Below are 17,835 nucleotides of genomic sequence, written 5' to 3' on the forward strand. Positions count from 1 at the left end.
GTAGGACCCCACATCCCCCTCACGCCCCCGAATGCACATGCGCCGCCCAGGTCAACGGCCGCTCCGGACACCGCACTCGAAGCCGTCGTACGGCGTGATGCAGCGCGAGTGCCGCGGGCGGCGCCCCCGGCCCCGCCGCCGCCAGCTCGCCGTAGACGCCCTCCGCGATCTCGGCCGACGTGTCGTCGTCGGCCCGCCACAGCGTGCCGATCACCTGGGAGAACCCGGCGAGTTGGAGGGAGCCCGCGAGGTGCAGGGCCTCGTCGGGCAGCCGGGTTCCGCCCAGTGCCGTCTCGCAGGCCGAGAGATAGGCGAACTCGGCGGCGGGCAGCCGGAGTCGGGTCACGTCCCGTACGGACAGCGTGCCGCCTGGCAGCAACAGCCGTCCCTCGGAGGGCTGTTCGGGGTCCTGGACGCCGTGGCAGGCGAAGTGCACCCAGGAGTGCCCGGCGAGCGCGGCCCGTACGGCGTCGGCGTGGGCGGCGTCCCCGGACAGCAGCGTGCCGCCGACCGTACGGTGGGCGAGCTCGGCCTCGCGCAGGGCGCCCGGCAGCGGGGCCTGGCCCGGCGTCTCCGGTACGGCGACGATGAGCGGCTCCCGGTCCACGGGCACGGCACGGTCCCGGGCCCGCAGCAGGGCCGTGAGGCTCGGGGTGTACGAGGAGACGACCCGGTCGGGCACGGCGCCGGCGGCGTGCAGCGGCAGGAAGGTCAGCGGTCCGGAGGGGCACCACCACAGGCGGGGCGGCTCCTGGCCGGGCGGGGGCGGGCCGGTGATGTCGAGGGCGTCGAGGACCGGCTCGGCGACCGTGCTCCACAGCCACTCCAGGAGGTCGCCGACGGACTGCTCTGCGAAGGCCCGGGCCAGCCCCGAGCGGCCTGCCGCGGCGACCGCCTGGAAGAGCAGCTCGCCGCGTTCCCGGGCCTCGGCGTGGGTGAGGCCGGGCAGCGGGCAGACCCGTACGTCGGCGCCGTCGAGCAGCAGGGCGTGGCCGGTGCCCTCTTTGGCGACCGTGACGACCACGACCGGACCGCGGGCACCCGCCGACAGCAACTGCCCGGCCGCGGGCGGCCGCAGGAAGTCCCGGAAGCCGTCGCGGGCGCGGATCGCGTCGAGGGTCTCCTGCCATTCGCGGGCCAGCCGGTGGCGCCGGTCGGCGCCGGACGCGGAGAGGTCGTCGGCGGCACGCTCCAGCTCGCCGCGCACCTCGCTGAAACGGGCGGCCAGTTCGGGTGCCGCGGCCGCCAGGTCCTCGGCGTCGGTGCGCAGTTCGAGGGCCTGGGCGGCGAGGACGCCCCGGCCGGCCTCCAGCAGCTCCAGCGCGTCCCGCGGCTTGCCCGCGGCCACCGCGACTTTCGCGGCGAGCGATCCCAACTCCTCGTCGCTGAGCACCCGTTCCTGGTCGGAACGGTCGACCCCGCGCCACACCACCAGCGGCAGCTTCCCGATCGCGGTCCGCAGAGCCGCCAGCGCCTGCTCCTCGTCACCGACGGCATGGGCGACCCCCGCCAGCCGCACGGAGGCCGCGACGCTGTACGCCGGGGGCTGGGCGGGATCGGCGGCCAGTTCCGCGTTGACGGCGAGCGCCTGCTCGCGGATCGCGTCATGGCTCCCGTCCGCACGGGCGATGTCCATCAGCACCCAGGACACGGCGCCCAGTCCGCCGCCGCGCAGCGGATGCCCCCGCGGCACCAGGCGCACACACTTGCGGGCGGCCGCGAGGGCGATGTCGAGGTCCTCCCGGTCCCCGCCGAGCCGGTGCCGCTCGCGGAGGGCGTGGGACAGGTTGCCGTACAGCCCGGCGCGCCGTAGCGGGTCGGCGGGCGGGTCCTCGAGTGCCGTCTCGTAGTGGCGTACGGCGTTCTCGGCGGCCTCGATCCCGGCGTCGGGGAGGTTGAATCGGGCGAGCAGGACGCTGCCGAGCGCGGAGACGAGGTGGTGTCGCCCATGGTGGCCGGGCGCGGTGCGGGCCAGGGCGCGCTCCATCAGCCGTTGCGCCCGGTCGAGTTCGGCCCACTCCTCGGTCTGGCGGGCATACGCGACGAGCAGGGTGGCGACGTTGCCGAGGATGACCGGGGTCTCCGCCTCGAAGCGGGGCATGTCGGCGACGGTCTGCTCGGCCACCTCGATGGCCTCGCGCAGGGCGGCACCGTGTCCGGTCCGGGTGTGCCGTTCGGCGAGAGCCATGAGGAGGCTGCCGCGCAGGGTGAGAAGTTCCTCGGAGTCGGGGTCCTGCGACATCTCCTCGAAGCCCTCGCGGCAGCGGGCGACCGCCTCGTCGAGGACCGCCAGGTCGTAGCCGAAGCGGTAGCGGTGGACGAGCACCGTGGCGAGCACGGCTCGGCCCAGGGCCCGCTCGCTCGTGGAGCGGGCCAGTGCGACGGCCCGGCGGGCGGCCTCCTCGGCGGGGCCGAAGTCGGGCTCGGGCTCGTTCTCGGCGTGGGCGAGGTGCAGCATGCACAGGGCGCGCAGGACCGGGGAGGCGTCGGCATGGGGGCCACCGGGCGCGGCCAGCGGAGTCACGGCGGCCAGGGCGCGGACGATCACCTCCTGGTGGCCGCTCTCCCGGTACTCGTGCATCGCGGCGGTGCCGTACGAACTCACCGCCTCGTGCCTGGTGTGCGGCGCCGCCAGGCCCTCGCCCATGAGGTCCAGGCCGCGTCGCCGGTCCGTCGTGTCGCCGCACAGCTGGTAGCGGTACTGGAGGTGCCGGCCGAGGTCGGCGGCGTGCCGCTGCGGCTCGGCGGCGTACATCCGCTCGTAGACCTCGATGGCCTCGTCGAGGATGTACGGGTCGCGGCGGCGGGCGAACCGTTGGGCGAGCAGGCCTGCGAAGATCGGCTCGGTGTCGGCCCGGTGCGCGGCGAAGTCGGGGTGTCGGAAGATCGCGCGCTGCAGTTCCAGGGCTTCGTCGAGGAGTTCGACGTTCTTCTTCTCGTGGACGGTGGCCGTGATGAAGGCGCCCGCGGCCGTCATGGCGTGCGCCAGCCACTGCGCGCTCCGGGGGGCGAGTTCGGCGAGGGCGGCCCGTACGAGGGCGGGCACGCCCGCCATGTCCGAGGCGTCCCTCAGGCGGGCGCAGCGGTCGGCCAGCAGCCGGGCGAGTCCGGCGGCCCGGTCGGCGGCCGGCTCCGCGGGGGTGCGCAGGTCGTAGGCCGCGCGGGCGTGGACGATCGCCGCCTCCTCGTCGGCGGGATCCGCGGTGTCCTTGAACCGCAGCTCCGCGACGCCCGAGACGACGGTGTGCATCGCGGACCGGCGGGGGTCGTCGGCGGCCGAGCCGCTCAGACAGCGGGCGCCGCTGAGCAGGGCGGCGTCCACGCACCAGCGGCGCAGATGGTGCGGGGTGCCCTCGTCCTCGGCGAGATCCGTGAACCGTATGGCCAGCCGGGCCGTCGAGTTCACGTCCTCGGCGTCGAGACGCGCTGCCGGGTCGACCAGCGGGCGCAGCGGGGCGGGCGTGAGCGCGGGGTTCATGGCGTGCCCCCGGGCGATGGCGAGGATGATCACCGCCGTCTCGGGCGGGACCTCGTGCCCGCCGCCCTGTGCCCCGGCCGACCGCCCGGCGACCTGTAACAGCTGAGCGAGCCCTCGCAGCTGGTCGGCCGTCGACAGGGGCGGCACCGTGCCGTCCCGGAAGGCGGGCCAGACGCCCGCGAGTACGTCGCCGTGCCGCTCCAGCAGCGACCGCAGCTCCCGTCCGCTCCACCAGCCGACCATGCGCCCTCCCCCGTGGCATGCTCTCCTGCCCCATACACCGAACGCCGCCACGGTAACCGCGGCGGCGTTCAGAGATCCCACAACTCGAGCAGAAGGGCAGGGAGTTGGCCCCCGGCCTCAGCCGAAGAACACCCCGACCTCCTCGTACAGCTTCGGGTCCACCGTCTTCAGCTTGGCCGTCGCCTCCGCGATCGGCACCCGCACGATGTCCGTGCCGCGCAGCGCGACCATCTTGCCGAAGTCGCCGTCCCGGACGGCCTCGATGGCGTGCAGGCCGAAGCGGGTGGCGAGCCAGCGGTCGAAGGCGCTGGGGGTGCCGCCGCGCTGGATGTGCCCGAGAACCGTCGTACGGGCCTCCTTGCCGGTCCGCTTCTCGATCTCCTTGGCCAGCCACTCGCCGACCCCGGACAGCCGGACGTGTCCGAAGGAGTCGAGCGAGGTGTCCTTGAGGACCATGTCGCCGTCCTTGGGCATGGCGCCCTCGGCGACGACCACGATCGGGGCGTACGAGGCCTTGAAGCGGGAGGTCACCCAGGCGCACACCTGGTCGACGTCGAAGCGCTGCTCGGGGATGAGGATGACGTTGGCGCCACCGGCCAGCCCCGAGTGGAGGGCGATCCAGCCCGCGTGCCGGCCCATGACCTCGCAGACCAGGACCCGCATATGGGACTCGGCGGTGGTGTGCAGCCGGTCGATGGCCTCCGTGGCGATGCCGACCGCGGTGTCGAAGCCGAAGGTGTAGTCGGTGCCGGACAGGTCGTTGTCGATGGTCTTCGGTACGGCGACGACGGGGACGCCGTACTCGTCGTTGAGGCGTGCGGCCACGCCCAGGGTGTCCTCGCCGCCGATGGCGATGAGCGCCTCGACCTCCTGCTTGGCGAGGTTCTCCTTGATGCGGCGGATGCCGCCCTCCACCTTCAGCGGGTTGGTCCGCGAGGAGCCGAGGATGGTGCCGCCGCGGGGCAGGATGCCGCGCACGGCGGGGATGTCGAGGCGGACGCTGTCGTTCTCCAGTGGTCCTCGCCAGCCGTCCCGGAAGCCGACGAAGTCATAGCCGTACTCCTGCACGCCCTTGCGGACGACGCCCCGGATGACGGCGTTGAGCCCGGGGCAGTCGCCGCCTCCGGTCAGTACTCCGACCCGCATGGAAATGTCCCTTCGCCGCGGTTGCCTGTGAGGGTCACGCTAATGGTGATCCAGGTCACACGGCGATGGGTGGGAAGGGCAATTCCGGTGAATCAGCGGGTCGTTGGTTTACGTGTCGTCAAGCCGGCGCTTCTACTCGTCGTCGAGCCCGCGCTCTATGGCGTACCGGACGAGCTCGACCCGGTTGTGAAGCTGCAGCTTGCCCAGGGTGTTCTGGACGTGGTTCTGGACCGTGCGGTGCGAGATGACCAGACGCTCGGCGATCTGCTTGTAGCTCAGGCCCTTGGCGACCAGCCGCAGCACCTCGGTCTCCCGGTCGGTGAGCTGCGGCGCCTTGGGCTGGTCGGTGTCCGGGGCGGGCGCGGGCTCGGAGGCCAGCCGGCGGTACTCCCCGAGGACGAGTCCGGCGAGGCCGGGCGTGAAGACGGGGTCCCCGACGGCCGTACGGCGTACCGCGTCCAGGAGTTCCTCGGTGGACGCCGACTTCAGCAGATAGCCGGTCGCGCCCGACTTCACGGCCTCGAGGACGTCCGCGTGCTCACCGCTCGCCGACAGCACGAGAACCCGCAGCGCCGGGTTGTGCCCGACGAGTTCCTTGCAGACCTGGACGCCGGGCTTCAGCGGCAGGTTCAGGTCGAGCACGAGCACATCCGGCCCGGCGGCCTTGGCGCGACGTACGGCCTGGTCGCCGTCGCCCGCGGTGGCCACCACGTCGAAGCCGGACGCGTCCAGGTCTCGGGCGACCGCGTCGCGCCACATCGGGTGGTCGTCGACCACCATCACCCTGATCGGGCCCTGGTCATTCATCGCTGTCCTGCCTTCCCCCGTGAAACCTTCGGTACCTTCAGCTCGACCTCCGTGCCCTGCCCGGGCACCGAGATCAGTTCGGCGCTGCCGCCGAGTTCGCCCAACCGCCCCCGGATCGACAGGGCCACCCCCATCCGCCCCTCCCCCTCGGCCTGCGCGAGCCGCCCCTCGGGGATGCCGGGCCCGTCGTCCCGTACGGTCACCACGACCTCGTCGGGCTCGTCCTCGACGAGGATCCACGCACGCGCGTGCTCACCGGCATGCTTCCGTACGTTGTCCAGGGCGGCCCCCACCGCGGCGGCCAGCTCCTTCGCGGCGGCCGGGGGCAGTTCCACCGGGGCGCCGGGCTCGGCGAAGCTGACCTTGGCGGCGGCGTACGGGGCGAGCAGCGCGCGAAGATCGACGGGACCCTCGGGGTCCGGCTCGTCGACGGCTCGTACGACCGCCCCCTGGGCCGCGTCCTCCGACACCCACGAGACGGGCCTCAGTCCACCGGAGACCAGCGTGCGCAGCGCCACCTCCTGTTCGCCGGCCATCCGGCCCAGCTCGGCCGCCTCGCCGCCGATGACGGCACCGCGCCGCTGCACCATGGCGAGCACCTGGAGCACGCTGTCGTGGATGTCCCGCGCGAGCCGCTCCCGCTCCCTGGTCGCGGCCTCGATCTCCAGGGCGCGGGCGAGGGTGCGCTCGGAGGCACGGGCGACCTCGACGACGTAGCCGATGGCGATGGAGGCGACCCAGACGAGGATGACGTTGTGGACGGTGTCCCGGGCCGGGTGGCCGCGCTCGATCAGGTTGGCGGCGGCGACCGGTGTGGAGGCGAAAGCGGCCCAGCGCCAGCCGCCCTTGATGGCGTACGCGAGGACCGAGCCGGCGGTCCATATCGACGGCAGGGTGGGCCCGCCGGTGTCGATGTGGTGGTCGTTGACGGCCAGCGGGGTCAGGAGGATGCCGGTGACCGCGACGGCGAGGTCCACGGCCAGGAAGCGCTTGGTGCAGGCGGCCTCGTTCTGGACCCGGGGCAGGGTGGCGAGCGTCCAGCCGCACAGGACGACGTAGTACCCGACGGCGATGCCCGGCCGGTCGTAGTTCTCGTAGTTGGTGGCGAACAGTCCGACCGCGTACAGCATGGTCAGCACCCGGTATCCGGTGAGCGCACGCCACAGCGGCAACTCCACCGACATCCTCATCACACGCTCACGCCTGGCCATGTCCCCACCCCCGGCCCCGAAGCCCCGTCAGGACTCGGAGCGTTCCTTCTCAGCCTTCGCGAGTGCGGCCTTCGCCGCCTTCTCCGCTTCCTTCTCGGCCTTCGCCGCGTCCGAGATCTGCCGCTTGGCGGCGGTCGCGTACATGTCGACGTACTCCTGGCCGGAGAGCTTCATGATTTCGTACATGACCTCGTCGGTCACCGCGCGCAGCACGAAACGGTCGTGCTCCATGCCCTGGTACCGGGTGAAGTCCAGGGGCTCGCCGATGCGGATGCCCGGCCGCATCAGCTTGGGCATCACCTGCCCGGGCGGCTGGATCTTCTCGGTGTCGATCATGGCGACCGGGATGACGGGCGCGCCGGTGGCGAGCGCCACGCGCGCGAGGCCGCCCGGCTTGCCCCGGTAGAGGCGGCCGTCGGGCGAGCGCGTGCCCTCCGGGTAGATCCCGAACAGCTCACCGCGCTCCAGCACGTCGATGCCGGCCTTGACCGCCGCCTCGCCCGCGCCGCGCGCACCGGAGCGGTCCACGGGGAGCTGACCGGCGCCCTTGAAGAACGCGGCCGTGAGCCGGCCCTTCAGCCCTGGCGTGGTGAAGTACTCCGCCTTGGCGATGAAGGTGACCTTGCGGTCGAGGACCGCGGGCAGGAAGAAGGAGTCCGAGAAGGACAGGTGGTTGCTCGCCAGGATCGCGGGGCCCGCGGCAGGGATGTTCTCGAGGCCTTCCACCCAGGGCCTGAAGGCGACCTTCAGCGGCCCGCCGATGGCGACCTTCATCGTTCCGTACAACAACCCCGTGCCTCCTGTGTCTGTCGGTGAGACCTTAACCCGGAGCGTTGCCAAAGGGCCCGACGACCCTGGTCGGTGTCAGTGCGGTCGCGTACGGTGAACCACACCTGGACTCGTTCACATCCTTCTCATGAACAGGAGACCGAAGGTGCCGGTCCTCCCTGGAGCCGAGCCGTTCCGCCACGAGGGCGGGGAGACAGGCGTCCTCCTCTGCCACGGCTTCACCGGTTCCCCGCAGTCGCTGCGCCCTTGGGCGGAGTACCTCGCCGAGCGCGGTCTCACCGTTTCGCTGCCCCTCCTTCCGGGGCACGGCACCCGCTGGGAGGACATGGCACTCACCGGCTGGCAGGACTGGTACGCCGAGGTGGACCGCGAGCTGCGGGCCCTGCGCGAGCGCTGCGCCCAGGTGTTCGTGGCGGGTCTGTCCATGGGCGGCGCCCTCGCCCTGCGGCTGGCCGCCAAGCACGGAGACGCGGTCAGCGGAGTGGTGGTCGTGAACCCGGCGAACCGTATGCACGGCCTCGCGCCGTACGCCCTTCCGGTGGTGCGCCATCTGCTGCGGACGACGCCGGGGATCGCCGACGACATCGCCAAGGAGGGTGCTCACGAGCTGGGGTACACCCGGGTGCCGCTGCACTCCGCGCACTCCCTGCGGCAGTTCTTCCGCATGGTCGACGGTGAGCTCCCGCAGGTCACCCAGCCGCTGCTGCTCCTGCGCAGCGCCGAGGACCATGTGGTGCCGGCGGCCGACTCCGCGCGCGTGCTGAGCCGGGTGTCCTCGACGGACGTATCGGAGATCGTGCTGGAACAGAGTTACCACGTGGCGACGTTGGACCATGACGCGGAGCGGATCTTCGAGGAGAGCTTCGCGTTCATCGGCCGGCTCGCAACCGGTATCGGCAAGGAAGGGACGGCCGCACGTGGCTGAGCACGACTCCGACCGCGAGGACCGCGAGCCGGACGAGCAGGGCGTGCCCTTCGACGAGGCGGCCGCCTGGGAGGCGATCGTCGCCGGGTACGGCGACGAGCCGAAGGATCCGCCGGGCGCCAAGCCGTTCAAGTCGGTGGAGGACCTGGCGCTGCTGGAGCCGGAGACCAACTCCGAGGAGCCGAAGGAGGACGAGAAGCCCGCCTCGGCCAAGCCGCTGGGCAGCTCCGTCGCCTTCGCGCCCGGTGTCGGCCCGCGCGACTACACGGCGCCCGAGCCGGTGGAGGAGGACTTCGACGAGGACGACGAGGGCCACTTCGTCCCGCCGGAGCCGCCGCCGCTGCCGGCCGCGGACACCACCGCGAAGTTCGCGTGGCTGGCTGTCATGGGCGGCCCCCTGCTGCTCCTGCTGGCCATACTGCTCAGCTGGGACATGACCTGGTGGCTCGCCACCATCGGCATCGGCGGCTTCCTGGGCGGGTTCGCGACGCTGGTGATGCGGATGCGGACGGACGAGGACGAGGACGACGACCCGGGACGCGGAGCGGTCGTCTGAGTCTCAGCTCGCCGGAACTCTGAGGGCGGCCAGGACCGGAAGATGGTCCGTGGCCGCCCTCAGGTCTGTCCCGGTGACGCCGGGGAGTTCGAGCGGTACGCCGCAGCCGAGCACCTCGATGCCCTTCGTCGCGAAGATCGCGTCGATGCGCTGGTGGGGTTCGGTGCGGGTCCAGGTGTGCTCGGCGCCGTCGGGGGCCGTGGCCCAGCAGTCCTGGAGGGTGTCGGAGAGACGGGTGAACGTGCGGCCGCCGGGGCGTTCGTTGAGGTCGCCGCCCGCGATCGCGTGCTCCACGCCCAGTGCGGCCAGGCGGTCCAGGAGCATGCCGCCCTGCTCGTAGCGCTCGTCCTTCCGCAGGGAGAGATGGCAGCTGAGTACGCCGAGGCGGGCGCCGCCGATCCGGACGACCGCGGTGGCGAAACCGCGTCGGTGCTGTCCTGGTGTGAGCGGGAGAAGGACGTCCTCCGTGCGCTCGACCGTGGTGCGGAGGTTGCACAGGATCGCCGGTCCCGCGGCTGTGGCGCCGCCGGTGAGGGTGACGAGGTCCGCCGCGCGGGCCAGGCGGGCGAGTTTCTTGCGCCAGCGGAAGAAGCGGGGGGCTTCTTGGATCAGTACGAGGTCCGGGGCACAGGCGCGGATGACTCTGGCCAGTGCTTCGGTGTCGTCCCGCATGGAGCGGATGTTGTAGCTCAGGACTCGGACGAGGGCTGAATCGTCGGACGCCATGATGAGCAATTTACGCCCAATGACGAGGGGCGCGAGGGAGATGTGCGACTGCCGGATCGTCGTGGCTTGTCGCGCAGTTCCCCGCGCCCCTGAGTGGGTCACCCTGCCCCCGATTACATGATCGGGTCGGGTTCCCTCGCCAGGTCCGCCGCGCCCACGAGTCCGGCCTTGTTGCCCAGCTGGGCCGCGATCACGTCCGCCACCGGGCGCCAGTTGCCGCCGACCAGCCAGCGCTTGTAGGACTTGCGGATCGGGTCGAGGACCAGTTCGCCCTCGTCCGAGAGGCCGCCGCCGACGATGAAGGCGGACGGGTCGAAGAGGGAGGCGAGGTCGGCGAGGCCGGCGCCGGCCCAGCGGGCGAGCTCACGGTAGGAGTCCACGGCGACCGGGTCGCCCTGACGGGCGGCCATGGAGATGTGCTTGCCCTCGATGCCGTCGGGGCTGCCGTCGCCGAGGCCGAGGAGGAGCTCGGCGTTCTCCGGGGTGGCGTTGGCACGCTGCTTGGCGTACCTCACCAGCGCACGCCCCGACGCGTACTGCTCCCAGCAGCCCTGCGAGCCGCAGCCGCACAGCAGGCCGTCCGGGACCATCCGGATGTGGCCGAACTCGGCGGCGACACCGAAGTGGCCGCGGCGCAGCTTGTTGCCGATGATGATGCCGCCGCCGAGGCCGGTGCCGAGCGTGATGCAGATGACGTTGCGGTGGCCCTTGCCGGCGCCGAACTTGTACTCGCCCCACGCGGCCGCGTTGGCGTCGTTCTCGACGACGACGGGGAGGCCCACGCGGGCCTCGACCTTCTCCTTCAACGGCTCGTTGCGCCAGTCGATGTTGGGTGCGAAGTAGACCTCCGAGCGCTGCCGGTTGACGTAACCGGCCGCGCCGATACCCACGCCGACGATCTCGTGCCCGGCACGCGCGCCGTCCACCGCGGAGGCGATGGCGTCCACGATGCCCTCGGGCGTGCCCGGGGTCGGCACCTTGTGGGTCGAGAGGATGTTGCCTTCCTCATCGACCACGCCGGCCGCGATCTTCGTGCCGCCGATATCGACGCCGATGGTGAGTCCCATGAATCCCTCAGTTTCGGTCGAGCCCCGCTACGGCCCACCGTACCCGAGGGCGCTCTAGTCCAGGTCGATGCGCTCGCCCGGGCCGGAGTCGTCGCCCCGGTCCTGGCGGGGCTCTTCCGGGGCCTTCGGATCGGCGGTCCGCTGGGTCCAGCGCTGCTCCTGGGCCTGGACGGCGGAGCGGTAGGCGGCGAGCAGCTCGGTGCCCGCCGCGGCCAGGTGGTCGAAGACGTCCGGGTTGCGCTCGATGACGGGCTCGACGGCGGCCTTGGCCTGCTGGACGACCTGGTGCACCACCTGCTGGGCGGCGGGTCCTGCGACCGCTCCGAAGAGGGGCGACTGGAGCGAGGACAGCTTGTCGGTGACGGCGTCGACGAGCTTGAGCAGTTCCTCGGCGGCCGAGCCCGCGGGCTGGCCGTACTCGGCGCGACGGCGGGCCTTCTCCGCTGCGAGGTCCTCGGCACAGGCCGTCGACCAGGCGTCGGCGTCGGTGGCCCGCACCTCGTCGACAGCCTCACGACCGACGGCGTCTGACGGGGGGAGCTCTTCGCTCATGACGGACTCCTGACTGCGGTTCGTCCCTACGACGTTACCCGAATGGGCGTACCACGTTCACCGTGTCTCCGGCCAGAGGTCGGGGTCAGGCGCGAACCGGATGCACAGCTCCCCGTCGCGCAGGGCGGCGCCGGCGACGGTGCAGCGACGCAGGGCTGAGGGAAGGGGCACGATACGGCGGAACTGCCCGGCGGTGACCACGATTTCGTCGCCGCGCCGGATGAGGTCGAGCTCGTCGCGTATCGCGCCGGGGAGCGGGATGTGCCATACGAAGACCCGGCTGACACCGTCGTCGGCGAGGCGGTCGGCGACGGACCACTCGACGGCGGAGGTGGCGTCGTCGACACCGGGGACGGTGAGGGCGGCGAGGTCGTCGGTGCCGCGCGGGTCGTGGCCGAGGTGGCGGACCGGTCGTACGGCGTGCGTCTCCTGCCACTCCTCCAGCGCTTTGCGCTGCTGGGCGGCGAGACCGGCGAGCCAGGTGTCCTGCGCCTGCTCGGGCAGGACCCGGTTGGCCACCAGGACATCGGGGCGCAGACCGCGCAGGGCGAGGGCGAGGCCGGCGGAACGCACGGCGTCGGCGCCCGCAGGGCCGGGCTCGGCGACGAGCCGTACGACGGTGTTCCGGTCCTTGACGACCGCCTCGACCGCGGCCAGCTCCGTGTCCCACCGCGCCGCGGTCTCGTACAGCCACTCCGAGGGCATCGGCACCCCGGCCAGCCGTCCGAGCATGGGCCGCAGCGCACGGGCCGCCTGTCGCTCGGGCGGCAGGAGACGGCGCAGATAGCGGCGGAGTTCCTCGGGCAGGGCGAGCAGCGCGAGCGCCTGCGGCGTGGGCGGAAGGTCCACGACGAGCAGGTCGTGCCGCTCGGCGAGGGCCGCGTCGCGCAAGGCGCGGAGCAGGGTCAGTTCCTCGGCGCCGGGGAGGGGGGTGACCTCCTCGGCGTCCAGCCGGGAAGCACCGAGAAGATCGAGAACGTTGGCGGCACGCTCCTGGAAGGCGGCGAGGTCGTCCCGGAACCCGGCGGTGGCGTCGGGCCGCCAGGCGGTGAGCCCCTCACGGACCTGCACGGGCGTGGGCCCGGTCGCCGTTCCGAGCACCGCGCCGAGGCTGTCGGTGCGATCGGCGCTCAGCACGAGCGTGCGAACGCCGGACAGGGCGGCGGCGAGAGCGGTGGCGGCCGCAACGGTCGTACGACCGCTACCACCAGGCCCGGTGATCAGGAGGGTGCGCATGGGACTGAACGGTAGTCCCCCTACTTCGCCCCCGACTCCACCCGCTTCTTCAACCCGGCCAGCGCCCGGTCGATGATGACCTTCTCGGCCTTGCGCTTGATCATCCCCAGCATCGGGATCTTGACGTCGACCGTCAGCAGATAGGTGACCTCGGTCGACCCGCTGCCCACCGGCTTCAGGATGTACGACCCGTCCAGCGAGCGCAGCATCTGGGACTTCACCAGCGTCCAGGAGACCTCGTTCTCACCGGTCCACGTGTATCCGAGGACCTGGTCGTCCTTGATCGCCCCCGCGTCCATGACGAGCCGCACCTGCTCGGCACGCCCCTTGGCGTCGGTCGCGAGGACCTCCGCCTCCTTCACCTCACCGGTCCAGTCCGGATAGCGGGCGAAGTCGGCGATCACCCCCATGACATCGGCCGGTGCCGCCTCGATCGTGATGCTCGAGCTGGTGTGTTCCGCCATCGCTGTGGCTCCTCCAGATGCGGGCCGGTAGGGCAGGTCGTGCTGCGCACGTGTGTGCAGCGTGAAGGCTACCGCGCACGTGAGCGCCCGACTTCACCGCCCACTCACCATTCCAGGGCCCAGGGTCTGCCGCTCCCCGCGAAGTGCCCCACGTTCACGCACTCGGTCGCCCCGATCCGCATCCGCCGCACCAGCGGCTGATGGACGTGCCCGAACAGGGCGTACCGGGGCCGGGTGCGCCGGATCGCGTCCAGCAGCGCCCGGCTGCCCCGCTCGAAGCGGCGCGCGACGGTGTCGTAGACCAGCTCCGGCACCTCGGGCGGGATGTGCGTGCACAGCACGTCGACCTCGCCGACCGCCTCGATCTTCGCCGCGTACTCCTCGTCGCTGATCTCGTACGGCGTGCGCATCGGTGTCCTGAGCCCGCCGCCCACGAATCCGAACACCCGTCCCCCGATCTCCACCCGCTCGCCGTCCAGCACGGTGGTGCCCGGTCCGGCGTACTCGGACCACAGGGGTGGCATGTCGACATTGCCGTAGGTGGCGTACGTCGGTGTCGGGAAGGCCGCGAACATCTCGGCGTACTGCTTGCGTACCGCTTTCTCGATCGCGGCCGCCCGGTCGGTGCCGATGCCGGCCCACAGTCGGGCGCCGAACTCGCGGGCCTCCTCGAAGCGGCGGGCGGTGCGCAGTTCGACGATGCGGTCGGCGTTCTCCGCTCCGAACAGGTCTGGGAAGATGCCGCGCGAGTGGTCGGCGTAGTCGAGGAAGAGGACCAGGTCACCCAGACAGATCAGGGCGTCCGCACCCTCGCCGGCTCTGGCCAGGTCACGGGCGTTGCCGTGCACGTCGCTGACCACATGTACGCGTGTCCTCCGGTTACCGGCCGGTGTGGGTGCCATGGCGATCAAGGGTAGGCGTGTGCGGCATACGTGAACAGTGGCGACGGGGCCTGCGGTTACTGGCTAGTCATCAAATGGGTGGACTACTGTGCGCGAAAAGAAGCACCAATCTGTGTGACGCAGCGAACATCTCGCCGGACCCCCCTGTCGGAGACGCCATACCGGCGGGTAACGTCCGGGCAGTCCAGTCGTGCTCAGGATTTCAACAAGTGGCGCAACCACTGAAGATCCCGAGCACCTGCCCGAGCCTTGGACCGCACCGTCGCATCGCACAACGTCGTGGCGCCGGCGCCCTATGAGGAGCAGCAGTCTTGCGCGAGTTCAGCCTTCCGGCTTTGTACGAGGTCCCTGCGGACGGCAACCTCACGGACATCGTCCGTAGAAACGCCGCGCAGCATCCCGACGTCGCCGTGATCGCCCGCAAGGTGGGCGGTGTCTGGGAGGACGTGACCGCCACGACCTTCCTGGCCGAGGTCCACGCCGCCGCCAAGGGGCTCATCGCCTCCGGCGTCCAGCCCGGCGACCGTGTCGGCCTGATGTCGCGCACCCGCTACGAGTGGACGATGCTCGACTTCGCGATCTGGTGCGCGGGCGCGATCACCGTGCCGGTGTACGAGACCAGCTCGGCCGAGCAGGTCCAGTGGATCCTCTCCGACTCGGGCGCCACCGCCATCGTCGTCGAGCTGGACTCCCACGTGACCGCCGTCGAGTCGGTGCGCGACGGGCTCCCCGCTCTGAAGCACATCTGGCAGATCGACGCCGGGGGCGTGGAGGAGCTGGGCCGGCTCGGCAAGGACATCAGCGACGCCGCCGTCGAGGAGCGCAGCTCGCTCGCCAAGGCCGACGACCCGGCGACCATCGTCTACACGTCCGGCACCACCGGCCGTCCCAAGGGCTGTGTGCTGACCCACCGCAGCTTCTTCGCCGAGTGCGGGAACATCGTGGAACGCCTGCGCCCGCTCTTCCGCACGGGCGACTGCTCGGTCCTGCTCTTCCTGCCGCTCGCGCACGTCTTCGGACGGCTCGTGCAGGTCGCGCCGATGATGGCGCCGATCAAGCTCGGTCTCGTGCCGGACATCAAGAACCTCACCGACGAGCTGGCTTCCTTCCGGCCGACCCTGATCCTCGGTGTCCCGCGCGTCTTCGAGAAGGTCTACAACTCGGCCCGGGCCAAGGCGCAGGCGGACGGCAAGGGCAAGATCTTCGACAAGGCCGCCGACACCGCGATCGCGTACAGCAAGGCGCTGGACACCCCGTCGGGCCCGTCGCTGGGTCTGAAGATCAAACACAAGACCTTCGACAAGCTGGTCTACAGCAAGCTGCGCGCGGTCCTGGGCGGCAAGGGCGAGTTCGCCATCTCCGGCGGCGCCCCGCTGGGCGAGCGCCTGGGTCACTTCTTCCGCGGCATCGGCTTCACGGTCCTGGAGGGCTACGGCCTGACCGAGTCCTGTGCGGCCACCGCCTTCAACCCCTGGGACCGCCAGAAGATCGGCACGGTCGGCCAGCCGCTGCCCGGCTCGGTGATCCGGATCGCCGACGACGGCGAGGTCCTGCTGCACGGCGAGCACCTGTTCACGGGCTACTGGAACAACCCGGGCGCGACCGAGGAGGCGCTGGCCGACGGCTGGTTCCACACCGGTGACATCGGCACCCTCGACGAGGACGGCTACCTCAGGATCACCGGCCGCAAGAAGGAGATCATCGTCACCGCGGGCGGCAAGAACGTCGCCCCGGCCGTGATCGAGGACCGCATCCGCGCGCACGCGCTGGTCGCGGAGTGCATGGTGGTGGGCGACGGGCGGCCGTTCGTGGGCGCGCTGATCACCATCGACGAGGAGTTCCTGGGCCGCTGGGCGGCCGAGCACGGCAAGCCGGCGGGTGTCACCGCGGCGTCGCTGGTCGACGACCCGGATCTGAACGCGGCGATCCAGGCCGCGATCGACGACGGCAACGCCGCGGTGTCGAAGGCGGAATCGGTGCGGAAGTTCCGCATTCTCTCCTCCCAGTTCACGGAGGATTCGGGCCACCTGACGCCGTCCCTGAAGCTCAAGCGCAACGTGGTGGCGAAGGATTACGCGGACGAGGTCGAGGCGATCTACCAGAAGTAGCAGGCCCTCTGAAAGAACGTCATGGCGCGGTGTCCTCCACGAGGACCCGCGCCATCGTCCGTTCGGCGAGCGCCGTGATCGTCACGAACGGGTTCACCCCGATCGATCCGGGCACGAGCGAGCCGTCGGTGACGTACAGCCTCGAATACCCCTTCACCCTCCCGTAGTTGTCGGTCGCCCTGCCCAGCACACAGCCGCCCAGCGGGTGGTAGGTGAAGTCGTCGGCGAAGGTCCGGTTGGTCGAGCCGAACAGGTCGGTCCGGTAGATCGTGGTGTTCGCCGAGTTGATCCGGTCGAAGAGCTTCTTGGCCATGCCCGAGGACACGGCGCTCTGCGCGGCGGTCCAGCCGAGGTTCACGCCGCCCGTGGCGCTGTTGTACGTGAACGTCGCGCGCTGCGGGTTCTTGGTGATCGCCAGATAGAGGCTGACCCAGTGCTCCAGTCCCGTGGGTAAAGGAGCGATCTCCGCGAAGACGGGGTTGGCGGTGTTCGCCCAGTCGTCGATGCCCATGACCGGCATGGTCGACTGGTTCGCCCCGACGGTGTCCCACAGGTGGTTGGCCCGGCCGAGCATCGTGTTGCCGTTGGGTCCCCAGCCGGCGCCGACGCTCGCGTCCAGGGCGGGCAGGGTGCCCGTGTCCCGGGCCCGGACGAGGAGTTCGGTGGTGCCGAGGCTGCCGCCGCCGAGGAAGAGGTAGGTGCAGCTGTACTGCTTGGTCTCGACGACCGTGCCGGCGTCGTTGATGCGGTCGGCGGTCAGCACGTACGTCCCGTCGCTCGCCCGGCTGACGGCCCTGACCCGTTCCATGGTGTTGATCGTGACGTTGCCGGTGCCGAGCGCGGCGGCGAGATACGTCTTGTCGAGGCTCCTCTTGCCGTGGTTGTTGCCGTAGATGACCTCCTGCGCGAGAGCCGACTTGGTCGCCGTGCCGGCGGCCTCCTTCTGCATGTACGTGAAGTCGTAGGTGCTGGGCACGAAGGTGGTCTTCAGGCCGGTGTTCTGGGCGTGCTTGCGGGAGATGCGGGAGAACCGGTACCACTCCGTCGACTCGAACCACGTGGGGTCGACGGTGTTGACGCCGAGCATGGAGTTGGCGCGCGGGAAGTAGGTGCCGTACATCTCGTCGGCGTCGACGGTCGGGAACTGCTCGGCGAAGTACGACTTCAGCGGGGTCACCGCCATGCAGCCGTTCACCAGGGAGCCGCCGCCGACACCCCGCCCCACGAACACGGACATGTTGGCGAAGCGCACCCGGTCCAGGACGCCCGGGTACAGACCGATGTCCTTGTTGACGACGTCCAGCCACAGGAAGGTGGCCAGCGGCGCCTCGGTGCGGGTGCGGAACCACATGGAGCGCTGGTCCGGGTTGGCGGTGGAGCAGAAGACCTTGCCGTCGGAGCCGGGGGTGTTCCAGAGCCGGCCCATCTCGATCATGATCGTGCGGATGCCCGCCTGACCGAGGCGGAGGGCGGCCACGGCGGCGCCGTAGCCCGAACCGACCACGATGGCGGGGGCGTTGTCGACGGCGGCCGGTTCTACGGCCTGTGCCGACTGGAGACCGATGCGGGTGAGACCTGCGGCGGCGGCCGTCTGGAGGGCGGCCATGCCCAGTATGTGACGTCTC

General features: G+C 71.2%; 15 protein-coding genes. 3 read left to right on the plus strand and 12 right to left on the minus strand.

The features are described from left to right. Positions 1-19: 19 nt before the first annotated feature. The 5 genes from OHU89_RS15025 to OHU89_RS15045 form a co-directional block, all read right to left on the minus strand. Positions 20-3,721: a CHAT domain-containing protein gene (locus tag OHU89_RS15025; RefSeq protein ID WP_405643098.1), complete on the minus strand. Its 3,702-nt coding sequence runs from the start codon at positions 3,719-3,721 to the stop codon at positions 20-22. A 117-nt stretch (positions 3,722-3,838) separates the two neighbouring features. Then, positions 3,839-4,867, minus strand: a complete 1,029-nt coding sequence (locus OHU89_RS15030) for a 6-phosphofructokinase (RefSeq protein WP_405643100.1) — start codon at positions 4,865-4,867, stop codon at positions 3,839-3,841. Positions 4,868-4,999: 132 nt separating this feature from the next. Then, entirely contained in the window at positions 5,000-5,674 is a 675-nt protein-coding gene (locus OHU89_RS15035) for a response regulator (protein ID WP_405643102.1), read from the minus strand. Beyond that, positions 5,671-6,885, minus strand: a complete 1,215-nt coding sequence (macS, locus tag OHU89_RS15040) for a MacS family sensor histidine kinase (RefSeq protein WP_266893546.1) — start codon at positions 6,883-6,885, stop codon at positions 5,671-5,673. Before macS ends, OHU89_RS15035 begins: the two co-directional genes overlap by 4 nt. A gap of 27 nt (positions 6,886-6,912) precedes the next feature. Next, positions 6,913-7,659 (minus strand): 1-acyl-sn-glycerol-3-phosphate acyltransferase, encoded by a 747-nt coding sequence (locus OHU89_RS15045; protein ID WP_266893544.1) that lies wholly within the window; start codon positions 7,657-7,659, stop codon positions 6,913-6,915. Positions 7,660-7,819: 160 nt separating this feature from the next. Here OHU89_RS15045 and OHU89_RS15050 point away from each other — a divergent pair, with 160 nt between their 5' ends. Both OHU89_RS15050 and OHU89_RS15055 read left to right on the plus strand, forming a co-directional pair. Next, the gene (locus OHU89_RS15050) at positions 7,820-8,599 is read left to right on the plus strand and encodes a carboxylesterase (protein ID WP_266899679.1); all 780 of its coding nucleotides are present in this window, start codon (positions 7,820-7,822) and stop codon (positions 8,597-8,599) included. Then, entirely contained in the window at positions 8,592-9,155 is a 564-nt protein-coding gene (locus OHU89_RS15055) for a hypothetical protein (protein ID WP_405643104.1), read from the plus strand. The genes OHU89_RS15050 and OHU89_RS15055 overlap by 8 nt, the downstream gene beginning before the upstream one ends. A 3-nt stretch (positions 9,156-9,158) precedes the next feature. Here OHU89_RS15055 and OHU89_RS15060 read toward each other — a convergent pair whose 3' ends face one another. The 6 genes from OHU89_RS15060 to OHU89_RS15085 form a co-directional block, all read right to left on the minus strand. Then, positions 9,159-9,881, minus strand: coding sequence for an endonuclease/exonuclease/phosphatase family protein (locus OHU89_RS15060; protein WP_405643106.1), 723 nt, complete (start codon positions 9,879-9,881; stop codon positions 9,159-9,161). Between the two features lie 113 nt (positions 9,882-9,994). Continuing rightward, positions 9,995-10,948 (minus strand): ROK family glucokinase, encoded by a 954-nt coding sequence (locus OHU89_RS15065; RefSeq protein ID WP_266828183.1) that lies wholly within the window; start codon positions 10,946-10,948, stop codon positions 9,995-9,997. A 54-nt stretch (positions 10,949-11,002) separates the two neighbouring features. After that, a complete protein-coding gene (locus OHU89_RS15070; protein WP_405643109.1) occupies positions 11,003-11,500 on the minus strand; it encodes a DUF5304 domain-containing protein in 498 nt (165 codons plus the stop codon). A 57-nt stretch (positions 11,501-11,557) separates the two neighbouring features. Continuing rightward, positions 11,558-12,736 (minus strand): ArsA family ATPase, encoded by a 1,179-nt coding sequence (locus OHU89_RS15075; protein WP_405643111.1) that lies wholly within the window; start codon positions 12,734-12,736, stop codon positions 11,558-11,560. Between the two features lie 20 nt (positions 12,737-12,756). After that, on the minus strand, positions 12,757-13,200 hold the full coding sequence (locus OHU89_RS15080) for an SRPBCC family protein (RefSeq protein ID WP_405643112.1): 444 nt from the start codon (positions 13,198-13,200) through the stop codon (positions 12,757-12,759). Positions 13,201-13,304: 104 nt separating this feature from the next. Next, positions 13,305-14,102 carry a metallophosphoesterase gene (locus OHU89_RS15085; protein WP_266893533.1) on the minus strand — a complete coding sequence of 266 codons (798 nt, stop codon included), beginning with the start codon at positions 14,100-14,102 and terminating at the stop codon, positions 13,305-13,307. A 311-nt stretch (positions 14,103-14,413) separates the two neighbouring features. Between OHU89_RS15085 and OHU89_RS15090 the strand changes: the two genes are divergently transcribed. Then, a complete protein-coding gene (locus OHU89_RS15090; protein ID WP_405643115.1) occupies positions 14,414-16,210 on the plus strand; it encodes an AMP-dependent synthetase/ligase in 1,797 nt (598 codons plus the stop codon). A 19-nt stretch (positions 16,211-16,229) separates the two neighbouring features. Here the strand turns inward: OHU89_RS15090 and OHU89_RS15095 are convergent, their stop codons facing one another. Next, entirely contained in the window at positions 16,230-17,816 is a 1,587-nt protein-coding gene (locus OHU89_RS15095) for a GMC oxidoreductase (protein ID WP_405654503.1), read from the minus strand. Positions 17,817-17,835: the final 19 nt, after the last annotated feature.

This window comes from Streptomyces sp. NBC_00019, from assembly GCF_045041015.1.
Lineage (GTDB): Bacteria > Actinomycetota > Actinomycetes > Streptomycetales > Streptomycetaceae > Streptomyces.